Annotated in this window: 14 protein-coding genes; 4 read left to right on the forward strand and 10 right to left on the reverse strand. The window is 65.7% G+C overall.

Features of this window, described 5'->3' with window-relative positions; translation table 11 throughout:
• Positions 1 to 14 precede the first annotated feature (14 nt).
• On the reverse strand, positions 15 to 878 hold the full coding sequence (galU, locus tag PPZ50_RS16810; protein WP_272815600.1) for a UTP--glucose-1-phosphate uridylyltransferase GalU: 864 nt from the start codon (positions 876 to 878) through the stop codon (positions 15 to 17).
• A 111-nt stretch (positions 879 to 989) separates the two neighbouring features.
• Between galU and PPZ50_RS16815 the strand changes: the two genes are divergently transcribed.
• Entirely contained in the window at positions 990 to 1,772 is a 783-nt protein-coding gene (locus PPZ50_RS16815; protein ID WP_272815601.1) for a metallophosphoesterase family protein, read from the forward strand.
• Positions 1,773 to 2,085: 313 nt separating this feature from the next.
• On the opposite strand, the gene PPZ50_RS16820 is transcribed toward PPZ50_RS16815, so the two are convergent.
• The 7 genes from PPZ50_RS16820 to PPZ50_RS16850 form a co-directional block, all read right to left on the reverse strand.
• Positions 2,086 to 2,322: a hypothetical protein gene (locus PPZ50_RS16820; protein WP_198158490.1), complete on the reverse strand. Its 237-nt coding sequence runs from the start codon at positions 2,320 to 2,322 to the stop codon at positions 2,086 to 2,088.
• Positions 2,323 to 2,536: 214 nt separating this feature from the next.
• Positions 2,537 to 3,517: a M48 family metallopeptidase gene (locus tag PPZ50_RS16825; RefSeq protein ID WP_272815602.1), complete on the reverse strand. Its 981-nt coding sequence runs from the start codon at positions 3,515 to 3,517 to the stop codon at positions 2,537 to 2,539.
• Between the two features lie 524 nt (positions 3,518 to 4,041).
• Complete coding sequence (locus tag PPZ50_RS16830) at positions 4,042 to 4,653, reverse strand: FKBP-type peptidyl-prolyl cis-trans isomerase (protein WP_272815603.1); 612 nt, start codon at positions 4,651 to 4,653, stop codon at positions 4,042 to 4,044.
• An 87-nt stretch (positions 4,654 to 4,740) separates the two neighbouring features.
• Positions 4,741 to 4,947 (reverse strand): 30S ribosomal protein S21, encoded by a 207-nt coding sequence (gene rpsU / locus PPZ50_RS16835; RefSeq protein ID WP_010545388.1) that lies wholly within the window; start codon positions 4,945 to 4,947, stop codon positions 4,741 to 4,743.
• A 118-nt stretch (positions 4,948 to 5,065) separates the two neighbouring features.
• On the reverse strand, positions 5,066 to 5,455 hold the full coding sequence (locus tag PPZ50_RS16840) for a response regulator (RefSeq protein ID WP_272815604.1): 390 nt from the start codon (positions 5,453 to 5,455) through the stop codon (positions 5,066 to 5,068).
• Between the two features lie 63 nt (positions 5,456 to 5,518).
• Entirely contained in the window at positions 5,519 to 7,963 is a 2,445-nt protein-coding gene (locus tag PPZ50_RS16845) for an ATP-binding protein (protein ID WP_272815605.1), read from the reverse strand.
• Positions 7,964 to 8,078: 115 nt separating this feature from the next.
• Positions 8,079 to 9,299 carry an EAL domain-containing protein gene (locus tag PPZ50_RS16850; protein WP_272815606.1) on the reverse strand — a complete coding sequence of 407 codons (1,221 nt, stop codon included), beginning with the start codon at positions 9,297 to 9,299 and terminating at the stop codon, positions 8,079 to 8,081.
• A gap of 507 nt (positions 9,300 to 9,806) precedes the next feature.
• Here PPZ50_RS16850 and cysD point away from each other — a divergent pair.
• The 3 genes from cysD (at position 9,807) to PPZ50_RS16865 (ending at position 13,499) form a co-directional block, all read left to right on the forward strand.
• Positions 9,807 to 10,724 (forward strand): sulfate adenylyltransferase subunit CysD, encoded by a 918-nt coding sequence (gene cysD / locus PPZ50_RS16855; protein ID WP_272815607.1) that lies wholly within the window; start codon positions 9,807 to 9,809, stop codon positions 10,722 to 10,724.
• Between the two features lie 118 nt (positions 10,725 to 10,842).
• Positions 10,843 to 12,774, forward strand: a complete 1,932-nt coding sequence (gene cysN / locus PPZ50_RS16860) for a sulfate adenylyltransferase subunit CysN (protein WP_272815608.1) — start codon at positions 10,843 to 10,845, stop codon at positions 12,772 to 12,774.
• Positions 12,771 to 13,499, forward strand: a complete 729-nt coding sequence (locus tag PPZ50_RS16865; protein ID WP_272815609.1) for a 3'(2'),5'-bisphosphate nucleotidase CysQ — start codon at positions 12,771 to 12,773, stop codon at positions 13,497 to 13,499. The genes cysN and PPZ50_RS16865 overlap by 4 nt, the downstream gene beginning before the upstream one ends.
• A 64-nt stretch (positions 13,500 to 13,563) precedes the next feature.
• Here the strand turns inward: PPZ50_RS16865 and PPZ50_RS16870 are convergent, their stop codons facing one another.
• Positions 13,564 to 14,712, reverse strand: a complete 1,149-nt coding sequence (locus PPZ50_RS16870) for a sensor histidine kinase (RefSeq protein WP_272815610.1) — start codon at positions 14,710 to 14,712, stop codon at positions 13,564 to 13,566.
• Positions 14,709 to 16,598 (reverse strand): GGDEF/EAL domain-containing response regulator, encoded by a 1,890-nt coding sequence (locus PPZ50_RS16875; RefSeq protein WP_272815611.1) that lies wholly within the window; start codon positions 16,596 to 16,598, stop codon positions 14,709 to 14,711. Before PPZ50_RS16875 ends, PPZ50_RS16870 begins: the two co-directional genes overlap by 4 nt.
• Positions 16,599 to 16,800: the final 202 nt, after the last annotated feature.

Genomic DNA, 16,800 nt, shown 5'->3' on the forward strand with positions numbered 1-16,800 from the left:
CCCCGCCCTGTTCCTTACTTGGCCAGCGCTTCCTCGGCGAAGGCCCGCACCGCCGGACCGATGTCCGCGCGCGCCAGCGCCAGCGCGATGTTCGCCTGCACCCAACCGGCCTTGTCGCCGCAGTCGTACCGCTTGCCGTCGAAGGTGAAGCCGTGGAACGGCTGGTTGCCGATCAGCTTGGCCATCGCATCGGTCAGCTGGATTTCGCCGCCGGCGCCCGGCTCCTGCGAATCGAGGATCTGCATGACTTCGGGCTGCAGGATGTAACGACCCGGAATCATCAGGTTCGACGGCGCCTTGCCCTTGGGCTTTTCGACCAGCGCGGTGACTTCGGTCAGGCGACCATCGGTCTTGCCCGGCGAGATGATGCCATACTTGTCGGTTTCGCTGTCCGGCACTTCCAGCGCGCCGATCACGTTGCCGCCGACCTGATTATAGGCGTCGACCATCTGCTTCAGGAACCCGCCGACCATCAGTTCGTCAGGCAGCAGCACCGCAAACGGCTCGTCGCCGACGATCTCCCGCGCGCACCACACCGCATGGCCGAGACCCAGCGGTTCCTGCTGGCGGACATAGACCGGGCTGCCCGGCTTCTGCCGGATGCCTTCGATCAGCGCCATCGACTTGCCGCGCGCCTTCATCGTCGCTTCCAGTTCGTAGGAAACGTCGAAATGATCCTCCAGCGCGCCCTTGCCGCGGCCGGTGACGAAGATGATCTGTTCGATCCCGGCTTCCAGCGCCTCTTCGACGGCATACTGGATCAGGGGCTTGTCGACGACGGTCAACATTTCCTTCGGCATCGACTTGGTCGCGGGAAGAAACCGCGTGCCCAAGCCGGCGACGGGGAAGACTGCCTTGCGTACCTTCTTGATCGTCATCGTTTCCATCCCTGAAAATTGCTGCGCCGCAATAGAACGATGTCAGCCGATTGGCAAACCCGGCGCTTTATTGATCGTGCCACCCCTTTCGCCTAGAGGCCTTGGCGCATCATGGTCTTTTCCAAGCTCTTTCGCCGATCCGCAGCCCCCGCTCCCCGCGTACCCGATGACGGCGTCGTCTATGCGATCGGCGATATCCACGGCCGGCTCGACTGTCTCGAGCAATTGCTGGCGCAGATCGATGCCGATCCCGAACGGGGCGATCGCCGCGTCACCCTGGTCTTTCTCGGCGACCTGATCGACCGCGGTCCCGATTCGCGCGGCGTCGTCGACCGGGTGATGGCGCTGTGCGCCGCCAGCCCCGACGTCCACTGCCTGTGCGGCAACCATGAGGAACTGCTGCTCGAAGCCGCCGATGGCGCACGACAGGCACTCGGCATCTTCAACCGTGCCGGCGGGCGCGAGACGCTGCTCAGCTACGGCGTCGACGACGAAACCTATGAGCGCGAGGACCTGAAGGGTGTTCAGCGCCTGATCCGTGACCATGTGCCGCCGGCCCATATCGATTTTCTGCGGTCGCTGCCCGACAGCATCGTGATCGGCGATTATGTGATGGTCCACGCCGGCATCCGCCCCGGCGTCGCGCTGGCCGATCAGAAGTCGTCGGACCTGCGCTGGATCCGCGCGCCGTTCCTCGACCATCGCGGGCACCATGAACGGTTCGTGGTCCATGGCCACACCGTCACCGATCAGCCCGATCTTCGCGACAACCGGATCGGCATCGATACCGGCGCCTATCGCACCGGCCGACTGACCGCCCTCGCCCTGTCGGGTGAAACGCGGCGATTCCTGACGACCCATTGTCCCGAAGGAACCGGCGCAAGCGTCGACTGATCCGGCGCGACGGCGATCGGGTTCCGGTTCGTTTCAGCGTTGCCGGACCCCGCCAGCTTCGTCCGGAGCCGGCCCAACCGACCTGTAGCGGCCGCCCCCGGCAAAGTCAGGCGCCCGGCGCTTCGTGCTTCCATCAGCACGATCGTCGACCGCTTGCCGAGACGGCGCCCCGCTGCCGAGCCACCTGCTCGACACGCCCGTCGCCGCCGGAGCCGACATCTGCCGGTCCGACCAACCATCACCATAACGAAAAAGGGCGCCCCGTGAGGGACGCCCTTTCAACAGATCGCGGCGCGGTTACCCGCGCGGACAATCAGTTGCTGTCCGAATCGCTGTCCGAGTCAGCGACGACGACGATGCCGGCGACGACGGCAGCAGCGGCCAGGATCGCGACGATCACGCCACCGCCGGCCAGCTTCTCACCCTTGGCAGCCGGAGCCGACGCACGAGCAACCGACAGCTTCGAAGCGTTGGCAGCGTTGGCGATCGTCGGAGCAACGGTCATCGACACGGCCGAGGCCGCGATCAGCATCTTCTTGGCAAAACCCATTTCTACACTCCCTTGCAAAACTTTACGTCGGATCGCCTTTTGCACAGCAGCACGCCACCTGCAAGTCCTATCGTTCCGTTCGCGATCAGCCGTTGGGCCATCAAGACCAGAATGGTCGCGCGAACGACTGGCCGGGAACCGGTTAAGATCGCGTTAGTTCCCGCGCCAAAAACAATAGTGGCAACATATTGTTACGATTCGGCTGCGCTCGAACCTATTGCAGCGGCTGATCGCGCGTCGACAGCACTGGCGGCCGATAGGGAATGGGTGCGCCCTTTGGCAGCGCGGCAAGTTCCGCCGCAATCAATTGGGCGCGTTTGGACGCGGATGAATGGGTTCTGCTGTGAAAGATCCCGCCATCGATTCGCGCGCCCGGCCCCCGCCAGAACCGGACTGCCTCCTGCGGGTCCCATCCGGCGTTGCGCAACAGATGCACGCCCAGTCGGTCGGCATCGTCCTCGGTCGCACGGTGCAGTCGCCCGTTACGGCCCAGTTCACCCAGCAACCCCCGGCTGACCCGCGCGGCATCCAGCCGCGCATGATGGCGCAGGATGTTGTGCGACAGTTCATGCCCGACGACTACCGCGAGTTGCGGATCCGCCAGCTTGTCCAGAAACGCGCTCGATATCTGCACCAGCCGCCCGTCGGCGACCGCATCCATGGTGGTGCCGACGCGTAGTTCGAACAGCGTGCGACACCCCGGCGATGGCGCGATGACGACGCTGCGGTCGCTTCCGGCCCGCCGCACGACCATCGTCAGCGGCCGGTCGACCGGCTGGGCGTCGATCAGCGCGACCATGGCGTCGCGGGTGCGGACATGACCGGCGCCATCGGCAACCGGAACCGGCTGTCCGTTGACGCTGACGATCGCATCGTCGGCGTGCAGTCCGGCCAGGGCGGCCGGACTGCCGGGCACCACGCCCTCTACCGCCACGCCGGTCGCAAAGCCGAACGCCGTACGCGCGGCCGGTTGCTCCGACTCGGCATATTGGTCGATGGCATGGACCACGATGCCCGGCACCGGCGCCACATCGCTGCAGAGCGCGGCGTTCGCCGTCGCCAGTCGATACCCGATCGCACCCAGCCGCAAATCGGCGGCACGCAGTGCCTCCAGCGTGGCCGTATCGGCGGGAGCAGCCGCGGGCGCCGCACTGATCGTCAACAGCGTCGCCAGCAGCGCCGTCGATCGAAGCATATGGGAAGTCCGGCCGGGAACGCGGCGGAACGGGATGCAGAAAGCCATGGCGTGCGAATAGCACGAAATGCGGCGGGCGCGATGGCCGCCCTGCGGCGCGCATCCGGTTCTGGACACCGACATGATCGCCACGATCGACCGTCCAACTCTCGCAGGATCATGTCGTCAATGTACTGATGCGGAGTATGCGACCAGCGCCCGAGACCGTATCATTCGGCGTTCCGCGCGAAACCGTCGCTCCAGCGAGGGCAGGAGCCTCTCGCGGCTCCTGCCATGGGCAAGAACCAGGCGGAATTTCGATCGCCCTTACACGAACGTTCGGTACAAGGCGGATCGGCCCCTGAGCCTTAGCACCTGTTCCAGAGCGCCCGTCCGCCAATCAGACTACGCCACATCGACGGCAGCGCGCGATAACCGGCACCGGCCACGCGTAAACCAGCCATTCGCGCCCCGCCCCCGCAGCACCCCAAACGAAAACGGCGCCGGTACTACCGGCGCCGTCTGCGATTCGTTCGGAGGCTGGTTCAGCGGCCGGCCGGCGGCGGGACCGCGCCCGGCGGGGGCGTAGCGCCGCCCTGCTGTTGCTGCATCATCTGCTGCATCTGAATCTGCTGCAGCACCGTTTCCGGAATGAAGTCGAGCATCTCGACATCGAACACCAGCACCTGCTTCGACAGCTTCTCGACTTCCGGCGACATCGGCGGCGCGCCTTCGGGACGCGGCGCGGCATAGCCGAGTTCGGGCTTCAGCCAGAAGCGGTACTTCGACCCCTTCGGCATCAGCTTGATCGCTTCACCGAAACCCGGGACGACACCCTTTGGCGACGTCGGCGTCGGCTGGCGGCTCTGGTCGAAGATGGTGCCGTCGGTGAACTTGCCGACATAGTTGACCAGCGCGACGTCGGCGTCGGTCGGCGTCGGGCCGCTGCCCTTGGTCAGCACTTCATATTGCAGGCCGCTGGCGGTCGTCACGACGCCGGAGCGCGATGCGTTGCTGGCAAGGAACGAATCGGTGCCGCTGCGCGTGCCGGCCCAGGCGAATCCGGCCGCGAGCAGCAGGGCCAGAACGATCCCTACCCATATCCAGACGATATGACGCTGCTTGACGGGACGGAGCGGAACGGCAGTGACCGACATCGAAACCTCTTCCGGCGCAGCCTGTGCGCCGCATCGCATGGATCAAACAAGGCCGCCGGTCGGATGACCCGCGACCCGATTCGATACTTACCGTGCGCTGTCGCGTTCCATCCGCTTGCGCTCCAGCTTGCGGGCGCGACGGACGGCGGCGGCACGCTCGCGAGCGCGCTTTTCCGAAGGCTTTTCGTAGTGACGGCGCAGCTTCATCTCGCGATACACGCCTTCGCGCTGCAGCTTCTTCTTCAGCGCACGAAGGGCCTGATCGACATTGTTGTCACGGACGATGATCTGCATGGGGTCGGTAAACTCCGGGTCTTTATCGCAATAGAATAGGGTTCGCCGAAGCATGGCTGCGGCGTGACGAATCTCCCTAACAGGACTGTCCCGCGCGGGCAAGCCAAACCGGCAGGGTTCAGAAGATCAGGTCGCCCCCTGCGCGACCGGCGACGATTCGGCCGATCGCATCGAACAAGGCGTCCATCGCCACGGGCTTGAACAACACCTCGTCCGCCCCGGCCGCGATGCATCGCTGGGTCAGGTCGATCGCGGTATCGGCGGTGACGACTACGATCGGCAGCGTCCGCTTGGCATCGTCCCGCGCGCGAACCCGCCGGATCACCTCGAAGCCGTCCATGCCGGGCATGCGCAGGTCGAGCAGGACGAGGTCATAGTCCCCCTCCTCGATCCGCTGCAACCCGGCCTCTGCGCTGTCCGCCTCGACCATGGCCGCCCCGGCCACGTCGAGCATGTCGCGGACGACACGACGATTCATCGCATCATCCTCAACAAAAAGGATGTTCATGCGACGCACGCCGATCGGACAGGGCAGACATTGACGCTGTTCATATTGCAATCCGCTATCGCGCTATGCGGCGTTCGGTACAAGGGGGACCGCAGGCGCCCGGCCTTTCCCTACGACAAATAAGGCGTCGATTAGTTGCGTAGCCGAAACAGGTTTTTGCAGCAATGTGACATTCTTGCATGGAGGAGCGATATCATCTTGCTCCCGCGCCAGCAGCACGATGCGCAAGTTACGCTGATGCGCTTCCGCGACTACCATCGATAGTATGCCGTCGGCATCGGTGCTCCCCGCCGACAGCGAGGCCATATCGACCAGCACCGTGTCGGTCGATCCCAGCGCCAGCACGTCCAGCAAGCCCGCGGCGTCGTCGACGAACGCCATGTCGTCGACATGATCGGCGAACAGGGTGCGCATCATCCCCCGGGTGATCGGATTGCGTTCGAGGATCGCAAGCGTCGTCGCCGACGCCGCACGGTCCGCCGGACCGGTCCCGACAACCTCCGGCGCCACCTCGACCAGCGGCAGATCGACGGTAAAGGTCGCCCCCTGCCCCGGCGCGCTGCTGACGATGATATCGCCGCCCATCGCCCGCGCGAGATTGCGGCAGATCGTCAGACCGAGACCGGTGCCGCCATAGCGACGCGTGGTGCTGGTGTCGGCCTGCTGGAAGGATTCGAACACCTCCTCCAACCGATCGGGTGCGATGCCGATCCCGGTGTCCGCCACGGCGATCGACAGCCGGTCGCCCGTCGCCGCCATCCGTAGCGCGATCTCGCCCGACGGCGTGAATTTCAGCGCATTCGACAACAGGTTGAACAGGATCTGCCGCAGCCGGACCGGGTCTCCCTCCACCCAGCGCGGCACGTCGCCCAGTTCGACAACGAAGCCCAGTCCGCGATCCTCCGCCTGTCGCCGCCACAGCCGTGCCAGATCCTCGACCGTCGCGATCAGGTCGGTCGGCACACGTTCGACCGACAAATTCCCCGACTGCATCTTCGCGACGTCCAGAATGTCGTCGACCAGCGATCGCATCGTGACCCCTGCGTCGTGAATGATGTCCAGCCGGTCGCGGGTTGCCGGGGCCAGCGATTCGTCGCGCAGCATCACCTGCGCCATGCCGAGAATACCGTTCAGGGGTGTGCGAATCTCGTGGCTGGTCGTGGCGAGGAAATCGCCCTTGGCCTTCAGCGCCTTTTCGAGCGCGGCATTGGTCGCGGCAAGATCGACGTTGGCGCGCCGGATCGCATCGCGGCTGCGACGCAACGTCACCACGCCGAAGCTCAGCAGCGCAAGGAGCACTGCGACGGCCGCGGCGATGCTGCCGAACAGGATACGCTCGAACCGCGCATTGGCCCGTTCGAACGCGACGTTGCGGCGCAATTCCTCCTGCTGCAACCGCGCAATGCGCAGTTCCTGGTTCTGGAAATCGAACCGCGCCGACATCAGCGCGGTCTTGGTCGAGGTGGTGAGCTGCGTCGCCTGCTCGTTCAGCCGGTCGAGCGCCTCGAGATGGGCGAGCGCCTTCGCGGTTTCCCCGGCGGCGGCATAAACCCCGTAAGCATTGCGATGATTGTCCCGCGCCGTCAGTGGCGTGGTCGTCAGGTCGACATCCTCGAACGCCGTATCCACCAGCCTTACCGCAGTCCGGAAGTCGCCGCGATCAGCGGCTATCCGCCCGGCCAGCGTCTGCAACTGATTAAGCGCGGTTATCGCATCGGCGGCCCGCGCGATCGCCATCCCCCGAACGGCCGCCTGCCATGCAGCATTCGGCGCACCCTCGCCACGATAGGCGCGCGCGATGTTACCGTAGATACGTGCTTCGAAGGCAGGATTGCTGATCCGGCCTACCAGTTCCAATGCACGGCGGAAGTCGGTCAAAGCGCGACGATACTGCCCCATTTCGGTGAGTACGTTACCGCGATTGTTCAGCAACGATACCGACAGGACGGGATCAGCAGCATAGGCATCGATCGCTTGCCCATAATATTTGAGAGCGGCGCTGAAATCCGATCCCTGTCGATACAAGGCACCTATGCTCAGCAGCGCCAGCGACTGACCTCTGGCGTCTCCTGTTTCCCGATAGATGCGATACGACATCTGATAGTCGTTCAGCGCAGAACTGACATTCCCTTCGTCGGAAGCGACGTCCCCTCGCGTGCGAAGAATATCACCTTCCAGCGGAAGCCGGGGTCGCCGTCGTTGCACGAGCGACAGCGCAGAGCGAATTTCGCGACGCGCGTCGGCACGTCGACCGAGCCGGGCATACGCCTCCGCCTGGAGCCAGATACTGGCAGCAACCAAGGGTGAGTCCGCACCATCACGCTCGCCTGCCGCCTTTTCCAGCGACTCGCCTTCTTGCAATCCCCGCTCGGGTTGGGCGACCAGCCCCGAACGTGCTGCCTCGAACCTTGCTTCGAGGGTGGGCTGGTTGGCCTGCGCCATGGCCGGCATCGGCGCCAGTGAGGCGGCAGCGAAGAACAGGACGGGAGCGGCACGTCGCGCGGTCATGGTTCATCATGCGACGGACGAGGTTAACCGCGAGTAAGTTTGCCCAGTCGGCTGATCGCGGCATCTGTCGTGCACGTTGCAGGGTAGGATCATCCGGTCCGTCGCGGCTTCCTGCTTAGCCGACCTTCCACTGCCCCACGTCACGGTGAAACGAGAATCGCGGTCCCGCCATCGCCGCGACATGCCGTTCTTCGGACAGGAAGGTCAGGAACGCGGCAAATTCGATCGGGCGGCTGATCAGGAACCCCTGCACCATGTCGCACCCCATGACCCCCAGCAGCGCCAGCGCGGCGGGCGTCTCCACGCCTTCCGCCGTCACTTCCATGTCCAGCGCATGGGCCAGATCGATGGTCGAGCGGACGATCAGCGGATCGCGGTTGCTGCTGGTCAGCTGGGTCACGAACAGCTTGTCGATCTTCAGTTCGCGGGCGGGTAGCCGCTTCAGATAGGCGAGCGACGACAATCCCGCACCGTAATCGTCGATCGCGAGCGGCACGCCGATGCGCGCGAAGATGCCGAGATTGGCGATGGCGCTTTCCGGATCGCGGATCACCGCCGTTTCGGTAATCTCGAACCCGATCTTCGCGCCGCCCCCGCTGACCAGCGCGCAGGCATCGCGGACGAAGCCCGCATCGGACAGCAGCACGCCCGAGATGTTGATGAAGATCGGAATGTCATGGCCCTGCGCGGCAAGCACGCGCTGGTCGGCGATTGCCCGCTCGATGATCCACAGCGTCAGCGGACCGATCGCGTTCGAACGCTCGGCTGCTTCGATGAACATGCCCGGCAAGATCAGCCCGCGCACCGGATGGCGCCAGCGCACCAATGCCTCGGCGCTGACCACCTGTTGCTGCCGCACCCGCACCTTGGGCTGATATTGCAGGAAAATCTGCCCGCTGGCGATCGCCTCGGGCAGTTCGCGCATCAGCTGGATGGGGTCGTCGCCGGCCGATGGATTGGCAAGGTCGCGCACGACGTCGCTGCGAATCTCGCGAGCATCGGCCAGCGCCTGTTCGGCGGATTCGATCAGGCGAAGCTCGTCGGCATCATGGGTTGGCGCGCCGCCACCACCGATTCGCAACGACAAGCGATGGGATTCACCATCCAGGTCGAACGGCGCAGCCATGGTCGCTCGCACCCGCTCGACGGTCGCGACGCCTTCGGCGGACGAGTCGCAGTCGAACGACAGTTCCAGCATCGCCGGTCCTGCCGGAATGCCGCGGATCATCGGCAGCGCCGTTTCCAGCCGTGCGATGACGTCGTCCATTACCAGCCGTGCGCGGGCCACCCCGACGCTGCGACGCAGGGCGACGAAATCTTCGAGTTCGGCCAGCAACAGGAATCGGTAGGGGGGAACCGCATGCCCAACCGACGCTCCGCTAGCGGATCGTGATGGATCCCGGGCCCCGACCAGCGGGAATTGGTCCGATTCGGCGCGACGCATGACCCGCCTTCGCTACCTACCCAACTGCAAAACTTCGGTTAACGGCGATGACCCGCACTCTGCGTGCGGTCGTTGCGATTCCGATTTGGCGTAGGGTTAATTTTACGTTAATACGTCCGGACGCCTCGGCGTAACTGGGAGAATGAAGATGCAGGCATTTTTTGCTCTGTTCCGTGACAATTACGGCGACGATCTGCGTCCGATCTGAACGGAACCGGCGCCTGGGACGGTCCGGTACGCCGGGCAGTTCCCAGGCGCTTTTTGACTGCACATGATCGCGGTACGATGGACAGGGCCGTGATCGTATCGGTCCCAGCTCCACGCGATAGCTGAACTGCCGCACGCTGCAGGAATCGTTGCTTTGGTGGGCCGGACCGGATCGCTACCTGCGATCCCGACATGACCGAGCCTTCCCCCGACCGCCTCACCCATCTCCAGCGCCTGGAAGCGGAGAGCATCCATATCCTGCGCGAAGTCGTGGCAGAGGCCGAACGCCCGGTCATGCTCTACTCGGTCGGCAAGGATTCGGCGGTGATGCTGCACCTTGCCAAGAAGGCTTTCTACCCCGCTCCCCCGCCCTTCCCGCTGCTCCATGTCGATACGACGTGGAAATTCCGCGCGATGTACGACCTACGCGACAAGGCGGCGCGCGATGCCGGCATGGAATTGCTCGTTCACCAGAACCCGGAAGCGAAGGCGCGCGGGATCAACCCGTTCGACCACGGCAGCCTGCACACCGATCTGTGGAAGACCGAGGGGCTGAAGCAGGCGCTCGACCATTATGGCTTCGATGCGGCGTTCGGCGGCGCGCGTCGCGACGAGGAGAAGAGCCGCGCCAAGGAGCGCGTCTTCTCGTTCCGCTCGGCCAACCACCGCTGGGACCCGAAGGCGCAGCGGCCCGAGCTGTGGCATTTGTACAATGCGCGCAAGGCGAAGGGCGAATCGATCCGCGTCTTCCCGCTGTCGAACTGGACCGAGTTGGATATCTGGCAGTACATCCTGTCGCAGGGGATCGAGATCGTGCCGCTCTATTTCGCGGCCCCGCGTCCAACCGTCGAGCGCGACGGCATGTTGCTGATGGTCGATGACGACCGCTTCCGGCTACTGCCCGGCGAAGTCCCGGTCGATCGCTCGATCCGTTTCCGCACGCTCGGCTGCTATCCGCTGACCGGCGCGGTCGAGAGCGAGGCAGCAACCCTGTCGGAGGTCATTCAGGAGATGCTGCTGACCACCACCTCCGAAAGGCAGGGTCGCGCGATCGACCGCGATGCGGGATCGGCCAGCATGGAAAAGAAGAAGCAGGAGGGGTATTTTTGACGCGCCACGTCATGCGCAGCATGACGAAGCGTCAACCCCGGCGAAGGCCGGGGCCTCCCGCCGATAGAATGCCCTCATTTCAGGGAGACCCCAGCCTTAGCTGGGGTGACGTGCAGATATGAACGCCCAGACGCCCGCCCCCGCCTACACGCCCGATGCGCTAATCGCGTCCGACATCGACGCCTATCTGGCGCAGCATCAATCCAAGTCGCTGCTGCGCTTCATCACCTGCGGGTCGGTCGACGACGGCAAGTCGACGCTGATCGGCCGGCTGCTCTACGATTCGAAGATGATCTTCGAGGATCAGCTGGCGGCGCTGGAAAGCGATTCGAAGCGGGTCGGCACGCAAGGCGGCGAAATCGACTTCGCGCTGCTCGTCGACGGCCTCGCCGCCGAGCGCGAACAGGGCATCACCATCGACGTCGCCTATCGTTTCTTCGCGACGGAGAAGCGCAAGTTCATCGTCGCCGACACCCCCGGCCACGAACAATATACCCGCAACATGGTGACCGGCGCATCGACCGCCGACCTCGCCGTCATCCTGATCGACGCGCGCAAGGGTGTGCTGACGCAGACGCGGCGGCACAGCTATCTGGCGCACCTGATCGGCATCCGCCACATCGTGCTGGCGGTGAACAAGATGGATCTGGTCGGCTATGATCGCGCGACCTTCGACAGCATCGTCGCCGATTATGCCGCCTTCGCCGAATCGATCGGCATCGCCGGCTTTACCGCAATTCCGCTGTCGGGGTTCAAGGGCGACAATATCGCCGCCGCTTCGGCCAACACGCCATGGTACAGCGGACCGGCGCTGATCGAGCATCTCGAATCGGTCGAACTGGACAGCGAGGCGGCGGCCGCGCGGCCCTTCCGCCTGCCGGTGCAATGGGTCAACCGCCCGGATCTCGACTTTCGCGGGTTCGCCGGACTGATCGCCAGCGGCACGGTGCGCCCCGGCGATGCGGTGCGGGTGCTGCCATCGGGCAAGACGTCGCATGTCGCGCGCATCGTCACGATGGACGGCGATCTGGAACAGGCGGTCGCAGGGCAGTCTGTTACGATCACTCTTGCGGACGAGATCGACTGTTCGCGCGGCGACGTGATCGCTGCTGCCGACGCCCCGCCCCAGGTCGCCGACCAGTTCCGCACGACCATCGTATGGATGGATGGCGAACCGCTGCTGCCCGGCCGTGCCTATTGGTTGAAGACTGGTTCAGGCTTGGTCTCCGCTACGGTGCAGACTCCGCGCCACGCGGTCGACGTCAACACGCTGGCCGAACTGTCGGTCAAGACGCTGCAGCTGAACGACATCGGCGTGGCCGACGTGTTCACCGACCGCGGCATCGCCTTCGAACCCTATGCCGACAATCGCGACCTTGGCGGGTTCATCCTGATCGACAAGATCACCAACGCCACCGTCGCCGCCGGCATGATCGATTATTGCCTGCGCCGCAGCCAGAACGTCCATTGGCAGTCGATCGACATCACCCGCGAGGCCCATGCCGCGCAGAAGAACCAGTCCCCGCGCGTGCTGTGGTTCACCGGCCTGTCCGGGTCGGGCAAGTCGACGATTGCGAATTTGGTGGAGAAGAAACTTCACGCGTTGGGCAAACATAGCTTCCTGCTGGATGGCGACAATGTCCGCCATGGCCTTAACCGCGATCTGGGGTTCACCGATGCCGATCGGGTGGAGAATGTCCGTCGCGTAGGCGAGGTCGCCAAGCTGATGGCCGATGCGGGCTTGATCGTGCTGACCGCGTTCATCTCACCCTTCCGGGCCGAGCGCGACCTGGCGCGGTCGATGCTTCCGGAGGGCGAGTTCGTCGAGGTGTTCGTCGATACGCCCCTGGCCGTCGCGGAGGCACGCGACGTGAAAGGGCTGTACGCCAAGGCACGTAGCGGGGCGTTGGCCAACTTCACCGGCATCGACAGCCCATACGAACCGCCGCTTTCACCCGAAATCCATGTCGATACGACGCGTGAAACGCCGGAAGCCGCCGCCGAGCGCATCGTCGAGCATGTTCTGGGTATCTGGGCGCCGGTGCTGTGACCGACGACGCGCTGCTGGCGACCGCCATCGCCGCCGAGGCCGGCAAATTGCTCCTCGCGATCCGGGAGGAAGGGCGCGAGACCGGCAAGGCGCTGGGCGACCGGGCCGACAGGGAAGCGAACGCGCTGATCCTCGAGCGGCTGCGTGCGGCGCGACCGCAGGCGTTCGTGCTGTCCGAGGAGTCGGCGGACGACAAGGCCCGCTGCGCGGCGTCGCAGACATGGATCGTCGATCCACTGGACGGCACGCGCGAATATGCCGAGGGGCGCGACGACTGGGCGGTGCACGTAGCACTTGCCATAGGCGGGCGCGCGGCGGCGGGTGCGGTCGCGCTGCCCGCACTCGGCGTTACCCTGTCGAGCAACCCCGCGCCGATCGTGCCCCCCGCCCCGGCACGCGCGCGCATGGTCGTCAGCCGCACCCGCCCCGCGCCGCAGGCACTGGCGGTGGCGGAGGCGATCGATGCCGAGCTGATCCCGATGGGGTCGGCCGGCGCGAAGGCGATGGCCGTGGTTCGCGGTGAGGCCGACATCTATCTCCACGCCGGCGGGCAATATGAATGGGACAGCTGTGCGCCGGTCGCCGTTGCGCTTGCCGCCGGGCTGCATGCGTCGCGGATCGATGGGACGCCGCTTTATTATAATTGTCATGATACCTGGCTGCCCGATCTGCTGATCTGCCGGCATGCCGATGCGGCGCGGATTTTGTCCCTGATCGCGGTGTAATCGTCCCAACGACAAGAAGAAGCGAGACCCCGGATCAAGTCCGGGGTGACGGAGCGGATGCCCCTTACCCCGCGGGCAGCGTCAGGATGGCGCGGGCGCCCAGACCCGGGCCCTCGCTTTCGAGGCGCAGCGCGCCGCCCATCGCCGCCATCCAGTTCGCGCACCAATGCAGTCCCAGCCCGCCCGACTTGGCCTTGCGGGTGGAATAGCCGGCCTGGAACAGCATCGGCGCATCGAGCGGATCGAAGCCCTCGCCATCATCGGCGATCGTCACCGTCACGACGGGTGCGTCGACGATGGTGACGATCACCTGCCCGTCGCCGCCGCCCCGGGCGGCGATCGCTTCGGTCGCGTTGCGGAACAGGTTGCCGATCACCTGGCTGAGGATCACCCGGTCGGCCCGCACCCAGCAGGGCGATGCGGGAAAGGTCACCGCGATCGAGCGGTCGTCGCCATAGCGGGCGATCGCGCCGTTGCGCGCGATCAGGTCGGTGACGTCGCAGCGGTCGAGCGCCACGCCCTCCGCCGCCATGTCCTGCGGCCCTCCGATGATGTCGAGTACGTTGGCGAGCGCCGCGCGGCCCGTTTCGAACTGCGCCAGCCGTTCCATCCGCGCCCGCGCCGCCGCATCGATCGCGGTCATGACATAGGCGGCGAGCTTTTCGCGCCGGTCGGGCGGCACATCCCCGCGCGCCAGTTCGGACACGACCCGCTCGATCACGTCGCGCTCGGCGACCGGCGGCTGGGCTAGCCCGTGCGACAGGATCGCGCTGATCGGCGACAGCGCGTTGCGCGCGTTATGGACCAGTGCCGCGCGGCTTTCCGAGCGCCCCAGCCGAAAGGAGCGCAATTCGCGCTGCCCCGCCTGATCCTGCATCTGCCGCCGCACCACCGCCAGCCGCCGCGACAGCGAGTGGATCTCGGCCGGAGCCGGCGAAGGATCGGATGCAGGGACTTCCCCGGGTTCGACCATCGCCGCCATGTCCTGATCGACTTGGCGCAGCGGATCGGTGACCCAGCGGGCAATGCCGCGCCACAGCGTGACCAGCAGCAGCAGGAGCAGGAACAGGCCTGCCGAAACGCTTCCCCACGCCACCGCCGGTCCCGCGACGAGTGCCAGCACCCCGCCCGCCAGCGCGATCCCGGCGAGCCCGACCAGCGCCATGCGTCCGAGCAGCGCCGCGCCGAGCGGACGGGCGCGCCGCGCGGTCATGCGCGGCCGGGTTCGGCCGATATCCGCGCCTGCCCCGGCCACGTGCCGCTGCGCGCCATATCGGTCGCCGCCGCGCCATCGACCGGGCGGGAGAGGAAATAGCCCTGGAGATGCGAACATCCCGCAAGGCGCAGCGCCTGCACCTGCTGTTCGGTCTCCACCCCTTCGGCCACGACCTCCAGCCGGAGCGCGCGGGCGAGGTGGATGATCGAATGGACGATCGCCGCGCTTTCGCGTTCGCGCCCCATGCCGTCGATGAAGCTGCGGTCGATCTTCAGGCAATCGAGCGCGAATTTGCGGATATTGTAGAGCGAGGAATAGCCGGTCCCGAAATCGTCGAGCGCGATGCGGAACCCCATCTGCCGCAGCCGGTACAGCGTATCGGCGGCGCGTTCGGCATCGTCGAAGATCGCGGTTTCGGTAATTTCGATCTGCAACCGGTCGGGGGCGATGCCGGCGCGCTGCACCTTTTCGACCAGATGCCCGACGAAATTCTGCCGTCGGAACTGGCGCGGGGAAAAATTGACCGAGACATATTGGCTTGGCCAGTCGGCGAGCATCGCCAGCGCGCTATTCAGCACCCAGTCGCCAAGGTCGTGGATCAGGTTCGATTCCTCGGCGATCGGCACGAAGGTCGCCGGACCGATCGCGCCATGATCGGGGCTGTTCCAGCGCAGCAGCCCTTCGAACCCGACGATGTCGAGCGTCCCCTGCGCAACGATCGGTTGATAGAGCAGCGCCAGTTCCCGCTTCGCGATCGCCTGGGTCAGCCCCTCCTCGACCCGCCGACGGAATCGGATCGATTCGTCCATGCTGTCGTCGAACAGCCGCACCACGCCCCGGCCCGAACGCTTGGCCTCGTTCAGCGCCAGATCGGCACGGCGCATCACGTCGACCGGATCGCGCCCGGTATCGCCGGCGACCATGACCACGCCGATCGACGCCGCACCATGGATCGGATGGCCGAACACCTGCAGATCGGCCGAACAGGCGCGCACCAGCCGTTCGCAGCGCATCACCGCCGCATCGGCGGTATCGACATGCAGCAGCACGCCGAATTCGTCCCCGCCCAGCCGGGCGACGAAGCCATGGTCGCCGGTCCGGTCGATCAGGATGGCGCAGATGGTACGGATCAGCTCGTCGCCGACCAGATGGCCGAGCGTGTCGTTGATCAGCTTGAACCGGTCGAGATCGATCATCGCCATCGCGAACGCGCCCGGTCGCCGCGCCTGTTCGGACAGGTTGCGCAGGAAGGCCAACCGATTGGGCGCGCCGGTCAGCGGATCGCGATTGGCGAGGCGGATCGCCTTGCTCTCGTTCGCGGCCAGCTCGCGCGCCTGATCCTCCAGCTCCTCGATCTTGACCGCCAGCGCGGCGCGGGTCCGGGCAAGCTCGCGATCCGCCAGCCAGCGATGCGACAGCGCGGTCGCGGTCTGGACGACTTCCTCGGCGGTGAACGGCTTGGCGATGTAGAACAGCCGGTCGGGCGGTCCGGCGACGTGCGCGATCTGTGCCGGCGAAAAGTCGGAATAGCCGGTGACGATCACGATCTGCACATCGGGGTCGATCGCACGAATCCGGCGTGCGGTCTCGCGCCCGTCGATGCCCGGCGGCATCCGCACGTCGATGAAGGCGACGGCAAAGCGCCGGTCGTCCCGCACCGCGCGTTCGACGGCCGCGACCGCTTCATTCCCCTGATGGACATGATCGAAGGTCATGGCGAGCGGCGGCGTGTCGCCGGGCGTCACATCGTCGAACAGTTCGGCCGCCAGATCGGCCAGCTGCGCGGCATCGTCCGCCGGAGCGAACGACATGCGATAGGAATCATGCACCGCCGGATCGTCATCGACGATCAGGACGCGCGCTACGGGGTCATTCGGTTCCATGACGTCTGCAAACTTACCCGACTGGCGACCGGAGTCGCAGGAATTGCCGGGTCAGCGCGCGACGGGCCGTTTCGATCCCGTTTTGGTCGGTTACCGGCGCGTTAGCCACGATGGGCCGGGCGGGCCGTCGGTCCGAGATGTCTGCGAACGGTCTTGCCCGACACCGTCCAACCCGGAAGGTCAGCCAAGGCAGCTCCACCGC

The sequence above is a fragment of the Sphingomonas hankookensis genome (genome assembly GCF_028551275.1).
GTDB classification, from domain to species: domain Bacteria; phylum Pseudomonadota; class Alphaproteobacteria; order Sphingomonadales; family Sphingomonadaceae; genus Sphingomonas; species Sphingomonas hankookensis_A.

Coding starts and splice junctions, on each gene's coding strand:
- galU (WP_272815600.1), bottom strand. CDS start 878: ATGACGATCAAGAAGGTACGCAAGGCAGTCTTCCCCGTCGCCGGCTTG.
- PPZ50_RS16815 (WP_272815601.1), top strand. CDS start 990: ATGGTCTTTTCCAAGCTCTTTCGCCGATCCGCAGCCCCCGCTCCCCGC.
- PPZ50_RS16820 (WP_198158490.1), bottom strand. CDS start 2,322: ATGGGTTTTGCCAAGAAGATGCTGATCGCGGCCTCGGCCGTGTCGATG.
- PPZ50_RS16825 (WP_272815602.1), bottom strand. CDS start 3,517: ATGCTTCGATCGACGGCGCTGCTGGCGACGCTGTTGACGATCAGTGCG.
- PPZ50_RS16830 (WP_272815603.1), bottom strand. CDS start 4,653: ATGTCGGTCACTGCCGTTCCGCTCCGTCCCGTCAAGCAGCGTCATATC.
- rpsU (WP_010545388.1), bottom strand. CDS start 4,947: ATGCAGATCATCGTCCGTGACAACAATGTCGATCAGGCCCTTCGTGCG.
- PPZ50_RS16840 (WP_272815604.1), bottom strand. CDS start 5,455: ATGAACATCCTTTTTGTTGAGGATGATGCGATGAATCGTCGTGTCGTC.
- PPZ50_RS16845 (WP_272815605.1), bottom strand. CDS start 7,963: ATGACCGCGCGACGTGCCGCTCCCGTCCTGTTCTTCGCTGCCGCCTCA.
- cysD (WP_272815607.1), top strand. CDS start 9,807: ATGACCGAGCCTTCCCCCGACCGCCTCACCCATCTCCAGCGCCTGGAA.
- cysN (WP_272815608.1), top strand. CDS start 10,843: ATGAACGCCCAGACGCCCGCCCCCGCCTACACGCCCGATGCGCTAATC.
- PPZ50_RS16870 (WP_272815610.1), bottom strand. CDS start 14,712: ATGACCGCGCGGCGCGCCCGTCCGCTCGGCGCGGCGCTGCTCGGACGC.
- PPZ50_RS16875 (WP_272815611.1), bottom strand. CDS start 16,598: ATGGAACCGAATGACCCCGTAGCGCGCGTCCTGATCGTCGATGACGAT.